Annotated in this window: 13 protein-coding genes; 7 read left to right on the forward strand and 6 right to left on the reverse strand. The window is 72.2% G+C overall.

Going from position 1 to position 14,936, the window contains the following annotated elements:
- Window positions 1-27: 27 nt before the first annotated feature.
- Window positions 28-474: an SRPBCC family protein gene (locus ACH4S8_RS03365; RefSeq protein WP_398390429.1), complete on the reverse strand. Its 447-nt coding sequence runs from the start codon at window positions 472-474 to the stop codon at window positions 28-30.
- 108 nt (window positions 475-582) lie between these two features.
- Window positions 583-1,161 (reverse strand): hypothetical protein, encoded by a 579-nt coding sequence (locus tag ACH4S8_RS03370; protein ID WP_398390431.1) that lies wholly within the window; start codon window positions 1,159-1,161, stop codon window positions 583-585.
- 157 nt (window positions 1,162-1,318) lie between these two features.
- Here ACH4S8_RS03370 and ACH4S8_RS03375 point away from each other — a divergent pair, with 157 nt between their 5' ends.
- The 4 genes from ACH4S8_RS03375 to ACH4S8_RS03390 all read left to right on the forward strand — a co-directional run bounded on the left by ACH4S8_RS03375 (window position 1,319) and on the right by ACH4S8_RS03390 (window position 3,447).
- Window positions 1,319-1,828 (forward strand): molybdenum cofactor biosysynthesis protein, encoded by a 510-nt coding sequence (locus ACH4S8_RS03375; protein ID WP_398390433.1) that lies wholly within the window; start codon window positions 1,319-1,321, stop codon window positions 1,826-1,828.
- A gap of 167 nt (window positions 1,829-1,995) precedes the next feature.
- Window positions 1,996-2,358 carry an ArsR/SmtB family transcription factor gene (locus ACH4S8_RS03380; protein ID WP_398390435.1) on the forward strand — a complete coding sequence of 121 codons (363 nt, stop codon included), beginning with the start codon at window positions 1,996-1,998 and terminating at the stop codon, window positions 2,356-2,358.
- Entirely contained in the window at window positions 2,355-2,864 is a 510-nt protein-coding gene (locus ACH4S8_RS03385) for an SRPBCC family protein (RefSeq protein ID WP_398390436.1), read from the forward strand. The genes ACH4S8_RS03380 and ACH4S8_RS03385 overlap by 4 nt, the downstream gene beginning before the upstream one ends.
- A 28-nt stretch (window positions 2,865-2,892) precedes the next feature.
- Window positions 2,893-3,447 carry a TIGR03086 family metal-binding protein gene (locus ACH4S8_RS03390; protein ID WP_398390437.1) on the forward strand — a complete coding sequence of 185 codons (555 nt, stop codon included), beginning with the start codon at window positions 2,893-2,895 and terminating at the stop codon, window positions 3,445-3,447.
- A gap of 48 nt (window positions 3,448-3,495) precedes the next feature.
- On the opposite strand, the gene ACH4S8_RS03395 is transcribed toward ACH4S8_RS03390, so the two are convergent.
- The gene (locus ACH4S8_RS03395) at window positions 3,496-5,748 is read right to left on the reverse strand and encodes an FUSC family protein (protein WP_398390439.1); all 2,253 of its coding nucleotides are present in this window, start codon (window positions 5,746-5,748) and stop codon (window positions 3,496-3,498) included.
- Between the two features lie 763 nt (window positions 5,749-6,511).
- Here ACH4S8_RS03395 and ACH4S8_RS03400 point away from each other — a divergent pair.
- The 3 genes from ACH4S8_RS03400 to ACH4S8_RS03410 all read left to right on the forward strand — a co-directional run bounded on the left by ACH4S8_RS03400 (window position 6,512) and on the right by ACH4S8_RS03410 (window position 11,182).
- Window positions 6,512-8,563 (forward strand): serine/threonine-protein kinase, encoded by a 2,052-nt coding sequence (locus ACH4S8_RS03400; RefSeq protein WP_398390441.1) that lies wholly within the window; start codon window positions 6,512-6,514, stop codon window positions 8,561-8,563.
- A gap of 148 nt (window positions 8,564-8,711) precedes the next feature.
- The gene (locus ACH4S8_RS03405) at window positions 8,712-9,794 is read left to right on the forward strand and encodes a MerR family transcriptional regulator (RefSeq protein ID WP_398390443.1); all 1,083 of its coding nucleotides are present in this window, start codon (window positions 8,712-8,714) and stop codon (window positions 9,792-9,794) included.
- Between the two features lie 485 nt (window positions 9,795-10,279).
- Window positions 10,280-11,182 (forward strand): lamin tail domain-containing protein, encoded by a 903-nt coding sequence (locus ACH4S8_RS03410; protein ID WP_398390445.1) that lies wholly within the window; start codon window positions 10,280-10,282, stop codon window positions 11,180-11,182.
- Between the two features lie 192 nt (window positions 11,183-11,374).
- Here the strand turns inward: ACH4S8_RS03410 and ACH4S8_RS03415 are convergent, their stop codons facing one another.
- The 3 genes from ACH4S8_RS03415 to ACH4S8_RS03425 are packed head-to-tail and all read right to left on the reverse strand — an operon-like array spanning window position 11,375 to window position 14,935.
- Window positions 11,375-12,397, reverse strand: coding sequence for an ABC transporter permease (locus ACH4S8_RS03415; protein ID WP_398390447.1), 1,023 nt, complete (start codon window positions 12,395-12,397; stop codon window positions 11,375-11,377).
- A complete protein-coding gene (locus ACH4S8_RS03420; RefSeq protein WP_398390448.1) occupies window positions 12,394-13,356 on the reverse strand; it encodes an ABC transporter permease in 963 nt (320 codons plus the stop codon). Before ACH4S8_RS03420 ends, ACH4S8_RS03415 begins: the two co-directional genes overlap by 4 nt.
- Window positions 13,349-14,935 (reverse strand): sugar ABC transporter ATP-binding protein, encoded by a 1,587-nt coding sequence (locus ACH4S8_RS03425; protein ID WP_398390450.1) that lies wholly within the window; start codon window positions 14,933-14,935, stop codon window positions 13,349-13,351. Before ACH4S8_RS03425 ends, ACH4S8_RS03420 begins: the two co-directional genes overlap by 8 nt.
- Window position 14,936 lies beyond the last annotated feature (1 nt).

Here is a 14,936-nt window from a genome sequence, read left to right on the forward strand (position 1 = left end):
CGCTCGGGGAGTACGTTCCCGTATCCCTCAGGAAGCTTCGACGGCCGCCTTGATCCGCTTGCCGAAGGCGTCCGCGTCCTTGCGGGCCGCGCTCAGCGCGAAGCCCACCAGGAGCTTGCCGATGCCATGGCCCTCGAGGACGTTGAAGATCCTCACGCGGGTCGTCTTGGCACCGGTGGACTCCAGGTCGTAGCCGCCCTCGGCCGCCATGACGACGTTCTTCGAGATCTCCGCCCAGCGGATCCGGCGGGACGGCTCGAACTCGGTGATCCGGAACTTCCGCCCCGTCTTCATCCCGGCGTCCTTGACCGTGCTGGTGAAGACGGTGCCCACGCCCGTCGGACCCTCCGGAGTCTTGGTGATCGCCTGCACCCGAGGACTGAACTCGGGGTCGTTCGTACCGGCGGCGAGGTAGGCGAAGACCTCCTCGATGGGGCGGTTGATCTCGGTTGTCGCCTCGAACTGACCGGACACGGTGCCTCCTGGGATGCGATCACGGACCGCCCGCTGAGGGCGCGCGGCCTCGCCGCGCCCGTTCAGCCTAGGGGGCAGGGGCCTGCCCGGCGCGTCGCGCGGGATTGTTCAGTCGTCCAGGGCGTCGGTCAGGCGCACGGTGTAGCCGTCCTCCTCCATCAGGACGACGGTGACGCCGAACGGGTTGGGATGGTCGAGTTCCAGGGGCGTGAAGGAGTACTCGACGGCGGCCCCGACCGGCGGTGGAAGTTCGCCGTCCGGCAGCGGCGCGGGGGCCTGCTTCCAGTCCAGGGTGGCCGTGGACCCCTCCGTCTCCCCGGAGCCGGCGGACGAGGATCCCTCGCTGTAGGGGAACCGGTACAGCACATGACCGTCCGCGGTGGCCCGGACCATGTTCAGACACGGGGCGGGGCCGACGGCGGGCAGTTCGCAGGCGGTGGCGACCTGCTGCGTCTCCCAGGCCAGGACGACCTCGTCGGCGTGGGCCGCGGCGGCGATGTTCGACAGCGCCGCGACGGCCGTGAGCGCGTCGGCCCCGGGATCGGTCGGGCGCGCCCAGATCAGCCCGATCAGCTCGCCCCGTACGAGCGGCATGATGACCGGCCGGGGCACCACACCCTCGCGCACTTCCTTGGCGTACGTGCCCTTCATCGAGCCGACCAGGTCGTCCCACGTCCGTGTGTCCACCCGAGCCCCCTTTGCCGCTGTTGTCTTCGATCATCACCGACCCTGCCACGCGGGGCGTCCCCGTGTCAGCGGGATGCCCGGCACGCGACCCCTTCGGTGTCCCGCGCCGGAACGCTCGCGCGGACCGTCCGCGCGGTCGCCCCTTAGGCTCGGCGGCATGGGGCGTGTGGAAGTCCTTCAGCTGCTGGTCTCGGCCGTGCACCGGTTCGAGGGCCGCCCGGGCGACGGGGTGCCCCCGCTGCCCGAGGCGGACCTGGTGACGACCGCCCGGGTGCGTGCCGGGCTCGGGATCGTGGGCGACCGCTACTTCAACCGTCCGGCCCATCGCAACGCGTCGGTCACCGTCATGGCCGCCGAGCGTCTCCAGCCGGGGACGGCCCCGGAAGCCGGTCTCCGGCAGACCCGGCGCAATGTTCTGCTGCGGGGTGTGGACATCGACGCCTTCGTCGGCGCGACGATCTCCCTGGACTGCGGCACCGGACCCGTGGTGCTCGCCGTGCGCAGCGCGGCCAGGCCCTGCGGGTGGATGGACGCCACGCTCGGCCCCGGCGCGCGCCGGGCGCTGCGCGACGGCGGGGGTGTCCGCTGCCGCCCGCTGACCGACGGTGTCCTCACGGTCGGGCCCGCCGAGTTCGCGGTGGTGGAGCCTCCGCCCGCGAAGGACTGACCCGCGGGGCGGAGCGTGGGCCGGCGTTCGCGAGGAGTCGAATCGTCCCGCCGTTTGTTCAACCAGATGGTTGAACAAACGGCGGGACGCGCGTACGGTTGTTAAACCAGATGGTTGATCAACCGGCTGATTGATCAATCGTCTGGTTGAGCGGATGGAGGCTCGAAGTGTCCGACGACCGGCTGTCCCGGGTGTTCTCGGCCCTGGCCGACCCGACGCGGCGCGACATCGTGGCCAGGCTCGCCACGGGGGACGCCACGGTCAACGAACTGGCCGAGCCCTACGACGTGACGGTCCAGGCCGTGTCCAAGCACATCAGGGTGCTGGAGGACGCCGGTCTGGTCAGCCGCAGCAGGGACGCCCAACGCCGGCCCTGCCACCTCGAGGGCGAGGTCCTCGACCTCATGACGCGCTGGATCGAGCGCTACCGCCGCGAGGCGGAGGACCGTTTCCGCCGGCTCGACACCGTCCTCGAAGAGATGGCGGACCGGCCGGAGGAAGGCTCCCCGGCGAAGAGGGCGGCATCATGAGCACGGCGAACCGGAGCGACCGGCACGAGACCCGGATCGAGGCCGACCCGGCGCTGCCCACGATCCTCATCACCCGGGAGTTCGACGCCCCCGCGGAGCGTGTCTTCAGGGCGTACACCGATCCCGAACTCGTCGTGCGGTGGCTCGGCCCGCGCCGGCTGACCATGCGGATCGACGTGTACGAGGCGCGCACCGGCGGCTCGTACCGCTATGCGCATCGCGAGGACGACGGGACGGAGTACGGCTTCCGCGGCGTGTTCCACGAGGTGCGCCGTGACGAGCGCATCGTGCAGACCTTCGCCTACGACGGGTTCCCGGACGGCGTCAGCCTGGAGACCACCGTCTTCGAGGACCTCGGCGGCCGGACCCGGGTCACCACCACCTCCCTCATGGGGTCCGTCGAGGCCCGCGACGCGATGGTCAGAAGCGGCATGCAGAGGGGCGTGCGCGAGGGTCACGAGCGCCTGGACGAACTGCTCGGCAGCGGGCGGACCGGAAACGAGTGACGAAGGACCGAACGGAAGGCTGGAGATCATGACAAGCGCGGCCGATGAACACCGCACCGTCGCCGGGGCTTTCACGGAACGGGTGCGCGGAGTGCGCCCCGGGGCATGGGACGACCCCGCGCCGGTCGACGGCTGGGTCGCCCGGGACGTGGTGCGCCACCTGGTCGAGTGGTTCCCCGGCTTCCTCGAGGCGGGCGCCGGGGTCGAACTGCCCAAAGGGCCGCCGGTGGACGAGGACCCGGTGAAGGCCTGGACGGTGCACAGCGACGGGGTGCAGGCACTCCTCGACGATCCCGCCACGCAGCACAGGACGCTGTCGAACCCGCACATCGGCGAGGTCCCGCTGGACCAGGCGGTCGACCGCTTCTACACCGCCGACGTCTTCATGCACACCTGGGACCTGGCGCGGGCCAGCGGCCAGGACGAGCGCCTCGACCCCGGCAGATGCGCCCGGCTGCTCGACGGCATGCTCCCGCTCGACGACGTGCTGCGCGCGAGCGGGCAGTACGGGCCGCGGGTGGACGTCCCGGAGACCGCCGACGTACAGACCCGCCTGCTCGCCTTCATCGGGCGCACGCCCTGAGGAACCCGGCCGGAGGATCACCGGCCGCGGGCCGACCGTCCGGCCGCTTCACCCTCCTGGGCGTGCCGCGGCATCGCGGACGGTCGCCGGACGCGTTCCGTCGCCCCGGACCGGAGGCGGCGGTTCGTCCGGACCGCTTCCGCCGATCGCCGACAGCTCCGCCGCGAGGGTCCGCAGCCAGCTGTCGATGTCGACCAGCGCGGGCAGCACGGGGGCCGGGGCGGCGGAGACGACCTCGTGCGGAAGCGGCATCGGCGTCGCCCGTACGCCACCGGGCGGGAAGTCCGCCGCGCTGTCCATCGCCGTGGCCAGTCGAGCGGCCGACTCCCGCGCCCACCGGACCGCTTCGGGAGGCGCCGGACCGTACGCCTGCCGCGGCAGCCAATGGGATCCGGTCACCGTGTGGGAGGCGCAGTTGAGTGCCAGGTGCCAGTCCGGTCCGCTGTCGACGGGATCCCTGCCGCCCTCCGTCCGGTACTGCGCGTAGGCACCCTCGGCGATGCGGAGCCGGTGCCGGGTCAGCCGGAGCGCCTCCTCGGTCGTGCCACGCCGAGACCGAGGCCGAGGCCCGTGGTCGCCGGACGCGCCGGACGTGCCGGGTGCGTCGGGCCAGTCGGACGTCCCGGACGCGCGGACCACGGCGGACACGGTGACCTGCACCAGGGGCGCCGCCGCGCGCAACACGTCCGCCACACCGCGCCGGACCTCCGCGTGGGCCCCGGCCGGCCAGGCGAGCACCCCGCAGATCAGTCCGATCGTGCAGCCCGCCAGGACGTCGAGCAGCCGTGTCTCCGCCAGCCGCCAGTTCGCCGGAGCGAGCTGGCTGAAAGCGGCGGCGACGACCAGGGTGAACAGACCCTGCGCCCAGGCCGGGCCGGCGATCGGCCCCACCGAGAACGCCACGAACATCGCCGGCACCAGCACGGCGGCGTACACCTCGACGGTGCCGCCGGCCTCGAAGATCAGCGCTCCGGCGGCCAGCGCACCCACCAGCGTGCCCACCGCCGCCGAGCGCACCGTGGACCAGGTCGCCCCCGCGGTCGTGCGCCCCAGCGTCAGCACGGCCAGCAGCACCCAGAAACCGTGCTCGAGGCCCAGGACCCCGGCCACGAGACGGGCCGCACCGAGCCCCAGGGCCGTGCGTACGGCGTTCTGGAACAGCACCGAACGCAGGGTGAGGTTGCCGGTCAGACGCAGCACCAGGAGCCGCGGAGCGGAGGGCCCCGCGTACCAGAACTGCTCGGGCGGCAGTCCCGCCGCGTCACGGCGCCCACCGACCGCCACGGCCACCGCCGCCTGGACGGTCAGCGCCGAGACCGCCGTGACCAGCAGGTCGGACCGGCATTCCAGCAGCCGCTGCGACGCCTTGGCGTCCGTGTCGAGCCCGGTGCCGGACGGGCGTCCGCGCACGGCGACGAAGTCGGCGACCATCTCCTCCAGGGCCTCGGGCCCCGGAACGGCGCGTGCGCCCCGCAGAGCGCCCGCCGTCGCGGTGCAGCCGGCCGCGACACCGCGCAGCAGCGCTTCGGAGAGCGGATCGGCGGCCGTCGCGGAGTCCGGCCGCTCGGACATCCGGGCCAGTTGGCCCAGCACCCGCCGTGTCGCGGCCCCGGCCTGCGCCAGTCCGCGGTCCCTGCGGCCCGCCCCGGTCGGGCGCGAGGCCGGTGGCGCCTGCGACAGGCGCAGCGCCAGTCCCGCCTCGTGCAGACGCCGTGCCCGCTCGGGGCTGTGACGGTGGCCCTGGGCGAACGCGAGCGCGGAAGCGGCCGCGAGGTCCAGGGCGGCGGTGATCCGTACGCGATAAGGCTGAACGGGCGGGGCGGGCAGGAGCAGCAGCTCGCACAGGACCAGCAGGGCGACACCGGCGAGCAGACCACCGAGCCGCTGCGGCAGGGTGTCCGGCGCGTACGGCGGGAAGCAGGCCAGCACGTAGAAGAGCAGGAGCCCCGGGACGGCACTCGCCGCGGCCGGCCCGTACGCGGAGGCGAAAAGGATGGTGAAGCCGATCACCAGCATTCCCGCGACGGCCGAGGCGGTCGTCACGGCGAGAGCGGTACCGAGGGCCGTCAGCGCCACCGCCACCGGCAGCGCGCACAGGACGGTTCGCGCCCGGTCCCGGCCGCCGCCCGGGATCGGGGAGAGGATGCCGAGCGCGATCGGCGCGAACAGGGCGTAGACGGCGACGACCGGCTGGTCCAGGGCGTAGAGGGCCGAGTAGAAGCCCGCGGCGGACGCGACCGTGACCCGTGCGGACTGCCGCACGGCCCGTACGCGACCGGGGGAGGGGGGCCGCTTCGGCATGGGCGTTCCTTCCCCGGCGCCTCCCCGGGTCCGTCCCCGCCGTACGCCCATTGTCGGCCGGGATCGGGACGGGGGCACGGGCAGCGGCCCGGCCGGTCCCGGATCCGCGCGACCGACCGGGCATCGCCCGCCGGTCGCCCGAGGCCGACGGCCCGCTCGGTGAGTTCGCGCGCCGGGGAAGGGCCGGGCTCGTGAGGGAGGGAGAAGGGCCGAGGCCCCGCGGGCCGGTCCCTTGCGGCCAGGCTGTCGCTGTCGCTGTCGCTGTCGCTGTCGCTGTCGCTGTCGCTGTCGCTGTAGTCGTAGTCGTAGTCGTAGTCGCCGTCGGGGTCGCTGTCGCCGTCGGGGTCGCCGTGGCTGTGGTCGCATCCGGGACCGAGGGCCGGGGCCTTGCCGCGCGGCACGTCCGGTCGCCCGCCTCGCTCCGGCCGGTCGACGGCTCCGACCCGGGCGGCCAGGGGTCCGCCGCCCGAGGCCGCCGTAACAGAGCGTCACGGTAAGGAAGTTAAGCGGAAAGGGGCCAGGTGGAGGCCTCTTGCCCGTGGGGCCCGCGACACGGTCCGCAAGCGTGCCGTCACCCGGCGGGCGAGAGTGTGCCGTCTGATCAGGGGTTTCTCTACCCAGGAGGCGGGCGAGCGCATAACATCCGGACGGGAAGTCACCCAAAAGGCATGCTGGGGCAATCTGCTGGGACCCGGTCCCGCTCCCGACCAACCGTCACATCTCCGCCTGCTCAACCGTTCAGTGCCGCACGAAGGAACCATCAGTGAGCGAATCCGGATCCTCCGGAAGAGTCCAGCCGGCTCAAGCCGGCGATCCCTCCCGAATAGGTCCGTACCGGATCGTCGGTCGTCTCGGCGCCGGAGGCATGGGTACCGTCCATGCCGGTGTCGCCTCCGACGGAATGCGTGTGGCGGTGAAGGTGATTCACCCCTCGCAGGCCCAAGAGCCCGAATTCAGGGCCCGTTTCAGGCGCGAAGTGGACATGTCCTCCCGTGTCACCGGCCCGTATCTGATCCCTCTGCTCTCCGCCGACGCGGACGCCGTGAACCCGTGGCTGGCCACCGAGTACGTCGCGGGACCGACACTGAACCAGCAGGTGCTCGCCCAAGGACGGCTCACCGGACCCGGTCTGTACGCTTTTGCGGCCGCCACCGCGCAGGCGTTGTCCGCCGTTCACGCCGCGGGTGTGGTGCACCGCGACGTGAAACCGCAGAACGTCATCCTCACTCCTTCCGGCCCCCGCGTCCTGGACTTCGGCATCGCACACGGTGACGACGACACCCGCGTCACCCGGCCCGGAGCCACCACCGGCACCCCGGGCTGGATCAGCCCCGAGCAGTACCGGACGGGGGCCACCGGGTCCGAGGGCGACGTGTTCGCCTGGGGAGCGCTCGTGGCCTACGCGGCCACCGGAAGGTCACCGTTCGGGACCGGCGCGCCCGACGCGGTCGCGTTCCGCGTGACATCGGGTCAGCCCGACCTGGACGGCGTCCCGATGCCCCTGCGCGAGATCGTGGGGAGGGCGTTGGCCAAGGAGCCGGAGGAGCGTCCCTCGGCCGCCGACGCCGCCGAGGAGTGCTTCGAACTCCTGGCCGCGCAGCTCGTCCAGGCGATGCGCGCCGACACGATGTTCACGCGGGCCGAAGACATGATCACGGCCGTCTGGGACATGCCTCCCGTGGACGATCCGGCGTGGCCGAAGCCCGCGAGACGCGGACGAAGGCCATGGGCGGGCATGGCCGTGGTCGCGGCGGCGGTCATCGGAGGACTGGCGGGCGGAGTGGTGGCCCTGATGCCCGGCAAGCCCGAGGGCGGCCGGCACGGGACCTCGAACGCGTCCTCCGTCCCCGCCTCTTCGGCCCCCGTCCCCTCCGCCTCCTCCGCACCGGCCTCCTCCCCGGCCGGATTCCCGCAGCCGTCCGCCCCGGGTACGGGCACGACGGTGAGCACGTCGGCGACGCCGAAGCAGGCCGGGAGCGTCCGGCCGGCGAGTGCGCGGAGCTGGGCCGAAGCCCGGCCGGCACGGGGCGAGGGCGAGCACGACATCGCGCGCGCCGTCCTGCACGACCAGGGTGTTCTCGTCCAGGAATTCGGCGACGGCATCGATCTCGCCCCGCGCACCGTGCGGTTCCACGCGTCGCGCGGGGAGGTCTACCTCTCGTACCGGCTCACCGCCGACGAGTCGGGGACGCTGTACGCGGAGACGGAGGTCGCCGGCCGGATGTGCCGCACACTGCGGGACGTCGTCGTGCGCCTGCACCCGGACCTGCCGTACCGCACCTTCGTCATGGTGAGGGAAACCGCGGGCCGTGGCCCGCAGGTGACCTGGGACGACGACTTCCTCACCGACGCGCGGTGCGCGCCGGCGGACGACGGCACCCTGAACACGTCCGTCGCCGACGCGGGCTGGGAGCCGGACGAACAGGGCCTCGGGCAGGCCATGGTTCCCAGCACCGACAGCGACGAGATCGGCGTCGCCGGCCGCGCGACCCGGAAGATCATCCAGCGGACCAACGGGATGCGTACGACGCTCGGCACGGATCGCACGCTGGGCAACGCGGAACTCAAGGTGGGCTTCGATCCGGGCCACTCGGCGATGTACGTGTGGTCGGACTACGGCATGTGGAACCAGCGGCAGGCCGCGGCCTGGGCGGACATGGCGGCGGGCGAGGCATGCCGGGCTCTGGTGCGGCAGCGGGACAGAGCGGGCGACGCGTGGCCCTACTCCCGTTACGCCGTGGCGGAGTGGGGCGGTTCCGGCTATCTGATGATCCGTTGGGGCACGGCCGCGGAGCCGGCCGACTGTCCGGCCTGACCCGGACCCGGCCGGGGAGCGTACGAGCGTGACGGAGGCCGGTCGCGGGTCACCGGGGCGTGGCAGGGCCCGGTCGCAGGTCACCCGGCCGCGACCGGGTTGACCCTCGACCTGGTCGAGGGCACAGGGTTCGGGTGTGGAGAACGAGATGCGCAGCATCGGCGAGATGGCCCGTGACAGCGGACTGAGTGTGAGCGCCCTGCGGTTCTACGACCGTGTTGGCGTGCTGGTCCCCGCCTGGGTGGATCCGGTGAGCGGCTACCGCTGGTACGGCCCCGAGCAGGTGGAAGAGGCACGGCTGCTGGCCCGGTTGCGCCGGGCCGCCATGCCGCTGGCGGACATCCGCCTGGTGCTCGCGGGCTGGTCCGGCACGGACACCGGCCTGGTGCGCCGGCTGCTGCAGGCGCACCTGTGCCGTCTCGAGGCGGGTCTGTCCGATGCCCGCGAGGAGTTCTCCGCGCTCCGAGCACTTCTCGACAACAGGGAGAAACCCATGCCTTCGCCCCGTACCGCCGCCGTCCGTCTCTCCGTGCCCGCGCCGGAACTCGCCGACGCCCTGGACGCGGTCCGCTTCGCCGCAGGCAGGGACCCGGAACTGCCGATGCTCGCCGGGGTCCTGTTCGACATCGAGGGCGGGACACTCGACGTCGTGGCCACCGACCGGTACCGGATGGCCGTCGCACGGACGGGCACCAGCGGGTACGACGGGACCCGCGTGCAGCTCGTCGTGCCGACCCCGCTCGTGGACGCGATGCGGGCCCTGCTGAGCGGAGAGGAGCCGGTCCGGCTCGCCGTCGACGGTGACCGTGTGACGCTGGAGAGCGGTGCCGGGCAGACCGCCGGCCCCTGCCTCGACCACGACTTCCCCGACTACCGCCGCCTTGTCCGCACGCCGGACGGCTCCCGGGCCGAGGTCGACACGGCGGCCTTCCGGGAAGCGGTGGTGAAGGGTCCCGTCGTCACGGACGACGCGAGCGGACCGGGCGAGCCGGCCGCCGAGCTCACCCTGCTCCAGGTGACGGGCGACGCGGCGGTGGCCCTCGGCGACGACCGCGGGAGCGACCGGAACCAGGTCGCCGTCAACCGTGCGTACCTGCTGCACGCGCTCGACGCCGGGGCCCGTGACCGGCTGACCCTGGAGATCGGTGCGCCCACCGTGCCCGTCGTGATCCGACGGCCGGACGACGAGCACACGTTCACGCTGCTGATGCCGGTCCGCCTGGAGAACTGAGCGCCCGGAGTCCGGCCCCACGTGGACCAGCGGTCCGGTGCAACGCGGACGGACCCGCTCGGGGCGGTTCCTGTCGTACGGGTGCTCGCTGCGACCGGAATTCCGTGTCGAGAAGACGCGACACACTCCCGCACACCCCGATCGGACCGGAACGGTGTTACTCACTTTCGAGTGACCCGCGAGTGACGTGTGCTGACGCGGAAGATGCCCCGATTCGGCCTGGAACCAGTAGGAGTAAGGGAGTTGAGGATGGCAGTCCATCACTTTTCAGCTTTCCGTAGTTAAAGGCCATATACAGGTGCCTGTAACTGATATGTCCGTAATTGGTAACAGCGGACGGGTGTCACCCGTCCTGGGCGGGGACGTGCAGCAAGTTATGACTCCTCGGCCACCGGGCCGGGACTCGCACAGGGTCGCACCGTGCGGGCTCCCCGAAAGGGGCGCCCGCACGGGGTGTGCCGGCTCTCGAACCTTGAGGAGCTTTCATGTCCCTTTCCACGTCCGTCACTGTCCGCCGCGTGGCGGCCGCGGCCATCGCGGCCGGCGCTCTGGTCGGTTCGGCCTCCGTGTCGGCCTCGGCCGCGGAGCCCCGCTTCGAGCGCACGCACGTCGAGATCAGCAGGGTGCAGGCCGACGCGCCGGGCTTTGAGGACCGCTCCGCCCGTTCCCTGAACGCGGAGTGGGTGGAAATCACCAACTCGGGTCGCCACGGCGTGAACCTGAGCGGCTGGACGCTGTCGGACGAGGACGGCAACCGCTACACCTTCAGGCACTTCGGCCTGGCCGCACATTCCAGCGTCCGCGTCCACACCGGGCTCGGTCGCGACACCAGCCGTGACCTGTACCAGGACCGCCGCAACGAGGTCTGGGACAACCACTCCGACGTGGCCACCCTGCGCACCGAGCGCGGCCGCTTCGTCGACAGCGTCTCCTGGGGCCGGCACCACGACCGTGACGGCCACTGGGGTCACTGGGGCCACGGCCGTGACGACCACCGCGACCACCGGGGCCACGGCGACGACCGCGGCCACGGCCGTGACGACCACCGCGGCGACCACCGGGGTGACCACCGGGGTGACGACCGCGGCGACCACCGCGGCGACCACCGGGGTGACCACCGGGGTGACGACCGCGGCGACCACCGGGGTGACGACCGCGGCGACCACCGCGGCGACCACCGCGGTGACGACCGCGGGCGCGGCCAGGGCCAGGGCCAGGGTCAGGGTCAGGGTCAGCAGGGCCAGGGCCAGGGCCAGCAGGGTCAGGGTCAGGGCCAGGGCCAGGGCCAGGGCCAGCAGGGTCAGGGCCAGGGCCAGCAGGGCCAGGGTCAGGGCCAGGGACACGGTCAGGGCCAGGGTCAGGGTCAGGGACACGGTCAGGGCCACTGAACAGCGACCGCAGTCGCACCCGTTCGGGGTGTGCGCGGGTGGCATCCGGTCAGCACGTGGGATGACCGGATGCAGTCCCGGGCCCGACCGGACCCGGTGAAACCAGGAAGCCCGCAGGACAGCATGCCCACGGAAGACCCGCACCGACCGGTGCGGGTCTTCCGCTTCCGGGTACGAACGGAGTTCCGGTCTTCACAGCACCCGGCGCCGGCGTCCCAGCCAGGTCTGCGCGATGACGACGACGGCCAGGAAGGCACCGCTGACGACCTGTTGGTAGGCGGAGTCCAGGGAGCCGATCTGGTTGATGACGTTCTGGATGACCTTCAGGAGCAGGACTCCGACGAGCGATCCGCTGATGAAGCCGAACCCGCCGGTGAGCAGGGTGCCGCCGATGACGACCGCGGAGATCGCGTCCAGTTCCATGCCCGAGCCGAGGATCGTCACGCCCGACGCGAGCCATGCCGCGTTGAGCGCTCCGGCGAGTCCCGCGCACAGCCCGGAGAGCGTGTAGACGGAGATTTTCGTACGGGCCACGGGGGCGCCCATCAGAGCCGCCGCGTCCTCGTTCCCGCCGACCGCGTACACGTACTGCCCGAACCTGGTGCGGCGAAGGACCACCGCGCCGAGCACGAACAGCGCGACGGTGATCCACACGGGCACGCCCACACCGAGCAGCGAGCCCTGGCCGATCTTCGCGAAGAACGACCCCTTGCCCACGAGGTAGGTCTTCGACCCCTCGTCGGTGATGGAGAGCAGGATGCCCCGGGCTCCCAGCATCGAGGCCAGCGTGACGATGAACGGAGCGAGGCGGGAACGGGCGATCAGCAGGCCGTTGACGAAGCCGATCAGTCCGCAGACGAACAGGGGCAGCACCAGCGCGGCGACCACTCCGTACCGGGACGCCCAGGCCGCGAGCACACCGCCGAGCGCGAAGAGCGAGCCCACCGACAGATCGATGCCGCCGGTGATGATGACGTAGGTCATGCCGAGCGCGACCACGGCGAGGAACGCCGAGGAGAGCGCCATGTTCTCCAGGTTGTCGCCGGTCAGGAAGGTGTCGAAGCCGATCGACGCCGCGATCATCGCGACGATCAGCGTGACGAGCGCGCCGTGCTGCTGGGCGAGGGCGCTGAGCCGGTCGGAGCGGCCGGGGCCGGTCGTCTCCTCCTCGGCCGTGTCCTGCGCGTGCACCGGGATGTCCACGTCGGTCGTCATCGCTTTCCTCGTTCCCGGGCCGCGTAGACGGCGAGGACGATCACCACGGCCTGGGCGATCTGGGTCCACGACGGCGGCAGATCGTGCTTGATGAGCGTGGTGGTGAGCAGTTGGATGAGCACGGCGCCGGCGACCGTGCCGCCGATCCGGATCCGGCCGCCGCTCAGCGGTGTGCCGCCGACGACGACCGCGGTGATGGCGGACAGTTCCATCAGGTTGCCGAGCGAGGAGGGGTCGCTCGCGGTGAGGCGCGCGGTGGCCAGGACGCCCGCGACGGCGGCGAGGACGCCCGAGCAGACGTACACGAGGACGAGCACCCGGCGTACGGGCAGTCCGGCGAGCCGGGCCGCGGGGCGGCTGTCCCCGATGGCGAGGAGACTGCGGCCGAAGGTCGTGCGGCGTACGGCGAAGCCGACGAGCAGCGCGAGGGCGGCCGCGATCAGCACGACGTACGGGACGCCCAGGACGTCCCCGGAGCCCAGTTCCGCCATGGCCGGGTCGTGGACGTCCTTGAGCTGGGGGAGGAGCACCAGGGCCAGCCCGCGCCCGGCCACCATCAGGGCGAGCGTCGCCACGATCGGCTGGACGCCGACGAACGCGATGAGCGATCCGTTCGCGAGGCCGACCACGGCACCGCCCACGAGCGCGATCGGCACGGCGATCCCGGGCCCGTAGCCGAGATAGAGGGACAGGAGCGAGGTGGACAGGGCCATCACCGACCCCACCGCCAGGTCGACGCCCTCGCTGCCGATCGCCAGCGCCATGCCGAGCGCCACGATCAGGACCGGGGCGACCTGGACCGCCTGGGTGCGGAAGTTCTCGGTGGACAGGAAGTGCGGGGTGAAGACGGTGTTCACCAGGAGGAGGACCACGACGCCCAGGTACACGCCGTACTCCTGGAGCAGGGCCAGCAGACGGTCGCGGTCGGCGGTCACCCGGCCGAGTGTCAGGTCAGTCATCGTGGCCTCCCGGGCCGGTGGCCGTGCCGGCGGCTCCGCCGGTGCCCGCGCCGGCGGCCTCGGCCGTGGCGGCGGGTGCGGCGGGTGCGGTGGCGATGGCGCGCATCAGCCGGTCCTCGGTGACGGCGTCGCCGGTCAGTTCCTCCACGACCGCGCCGTCCTTGAGGACGATCACCCGGTCGCTGCCCTCGATCAGCTCCTCGGGGTCGGAGGAGATGAGCAGGACGCCCAGTCCGTCGCCGGCCAGTTCGTCGATCAGTTTCTGCACCTCCGCCTTGGCGCCGACGTCGATGCCCCGGGTCGGCTCGTCGAGAAGCAGGACCTTGGGCTGCATGGCCAGCCAGCGGGCCAGCAGCACCTTCTGCTGGTTGCCGCCGGACAGTTCGCCCACCTTCTGGTGGGGGCCGGCCGCCTTGATCCGCAGTCGTTTCATGAACGTGTCGACGATCCGGTCGATACGTGCCTCGTCGACCAGGCCGAAGCGGGAGAGCCCCGGCAGCGCGGCGAGCGCGATGTTCTCGCGGACCGAGAGGCCGGGCACGATCCCCTCGGCCTTGCGGTCCTCGGGAAGCAGGCTGATGCCGGCCCGGATCGCGGCGGGCGTCGAGCCGGTGCGGACGCGTACGCCCGCCACCACGACCCGCCCGGAGTCTGCGGGCAGGGCGCCCGCGATGGCCTTGGCGGTCTCGGTGCGCCCCGAGCCGAGCAGCCCGCCGAGTCCCACCACCTCGCCGGGCCGCACGGAGACGGACACGCCGTGCAGTTGATGACGAATCGTCAGATCGCTTGCCTCCAGGACGGGTTCGGCCTCGATTCCGTGACCGCCCGCGAACTTGGTCAGGCCCTCCTGTCGTACGTCCGCGATCTCCCGCCCGAGCATCAGCGCCACGAGCCTGAGCCGGTCGAGTTCGGCGATCCGGCCCGTGTGCACTACCTCGCCGTCGCGCAGCACGGTGACGGCGTCGCAGATCTCGTACAACTCGTCGAGCCGGTGGCTGACGTAGATCACCGCGATGCCCCGCTCGCGCAGCATCCGGATCACCCCGAACAGGGTCCGCACCTCGCGTGGTTCGAGTGAGGAGGTCGGTTCGTCCATGACGACCACGCGGGCGTCGACCGAGACGGCGCGGGCGAGGGCCACCATCTGCTGTGCGCCGACACCCAGTTCGCGCAGCGGCCGGCGGACGTCGATGCGCAGGCCGAGGTCGCGCAGCGCCTCCTCGGCCTGCCGGTGCATGCTCCGGAAGTCGATCAGGCCGAGGCGGCCGCGGGGTTCGCGACCGAGGAAGAGATTGCGGGCCACGCTCATCAGCGGGACCAGGTTGACCTCTTGGTAGATGGTGGAGATTCCCGCGTGCTGGGCTTGGAGCGGGGTGGCGAAGCGGACCGGGACGCCGTCGTACGTCACCTCGCCCTCGTCGGGCTGGTAGACGCCGGTGAGGACCTTGATGAGGGTGGACTTGCCCGCGCCGTTCTCACCGATGAGCGCGTGCACCTCCCCGGCGCGGGCGGTGAAGTCCACGCGGGACAGCGCCTTCACGCCGGGGAAGGCCTTCGACAGACCGGTCACTGACAACATG

The sequence above is a fragment of the Streptomyces sp. NPDC021080 genome, from assembly GCF_044333225.1.
GTDB lineage: Bacteria > Actinomycetota > Actinomycetes > Streptomycetales > Streptomycetaceae > Streptomyces.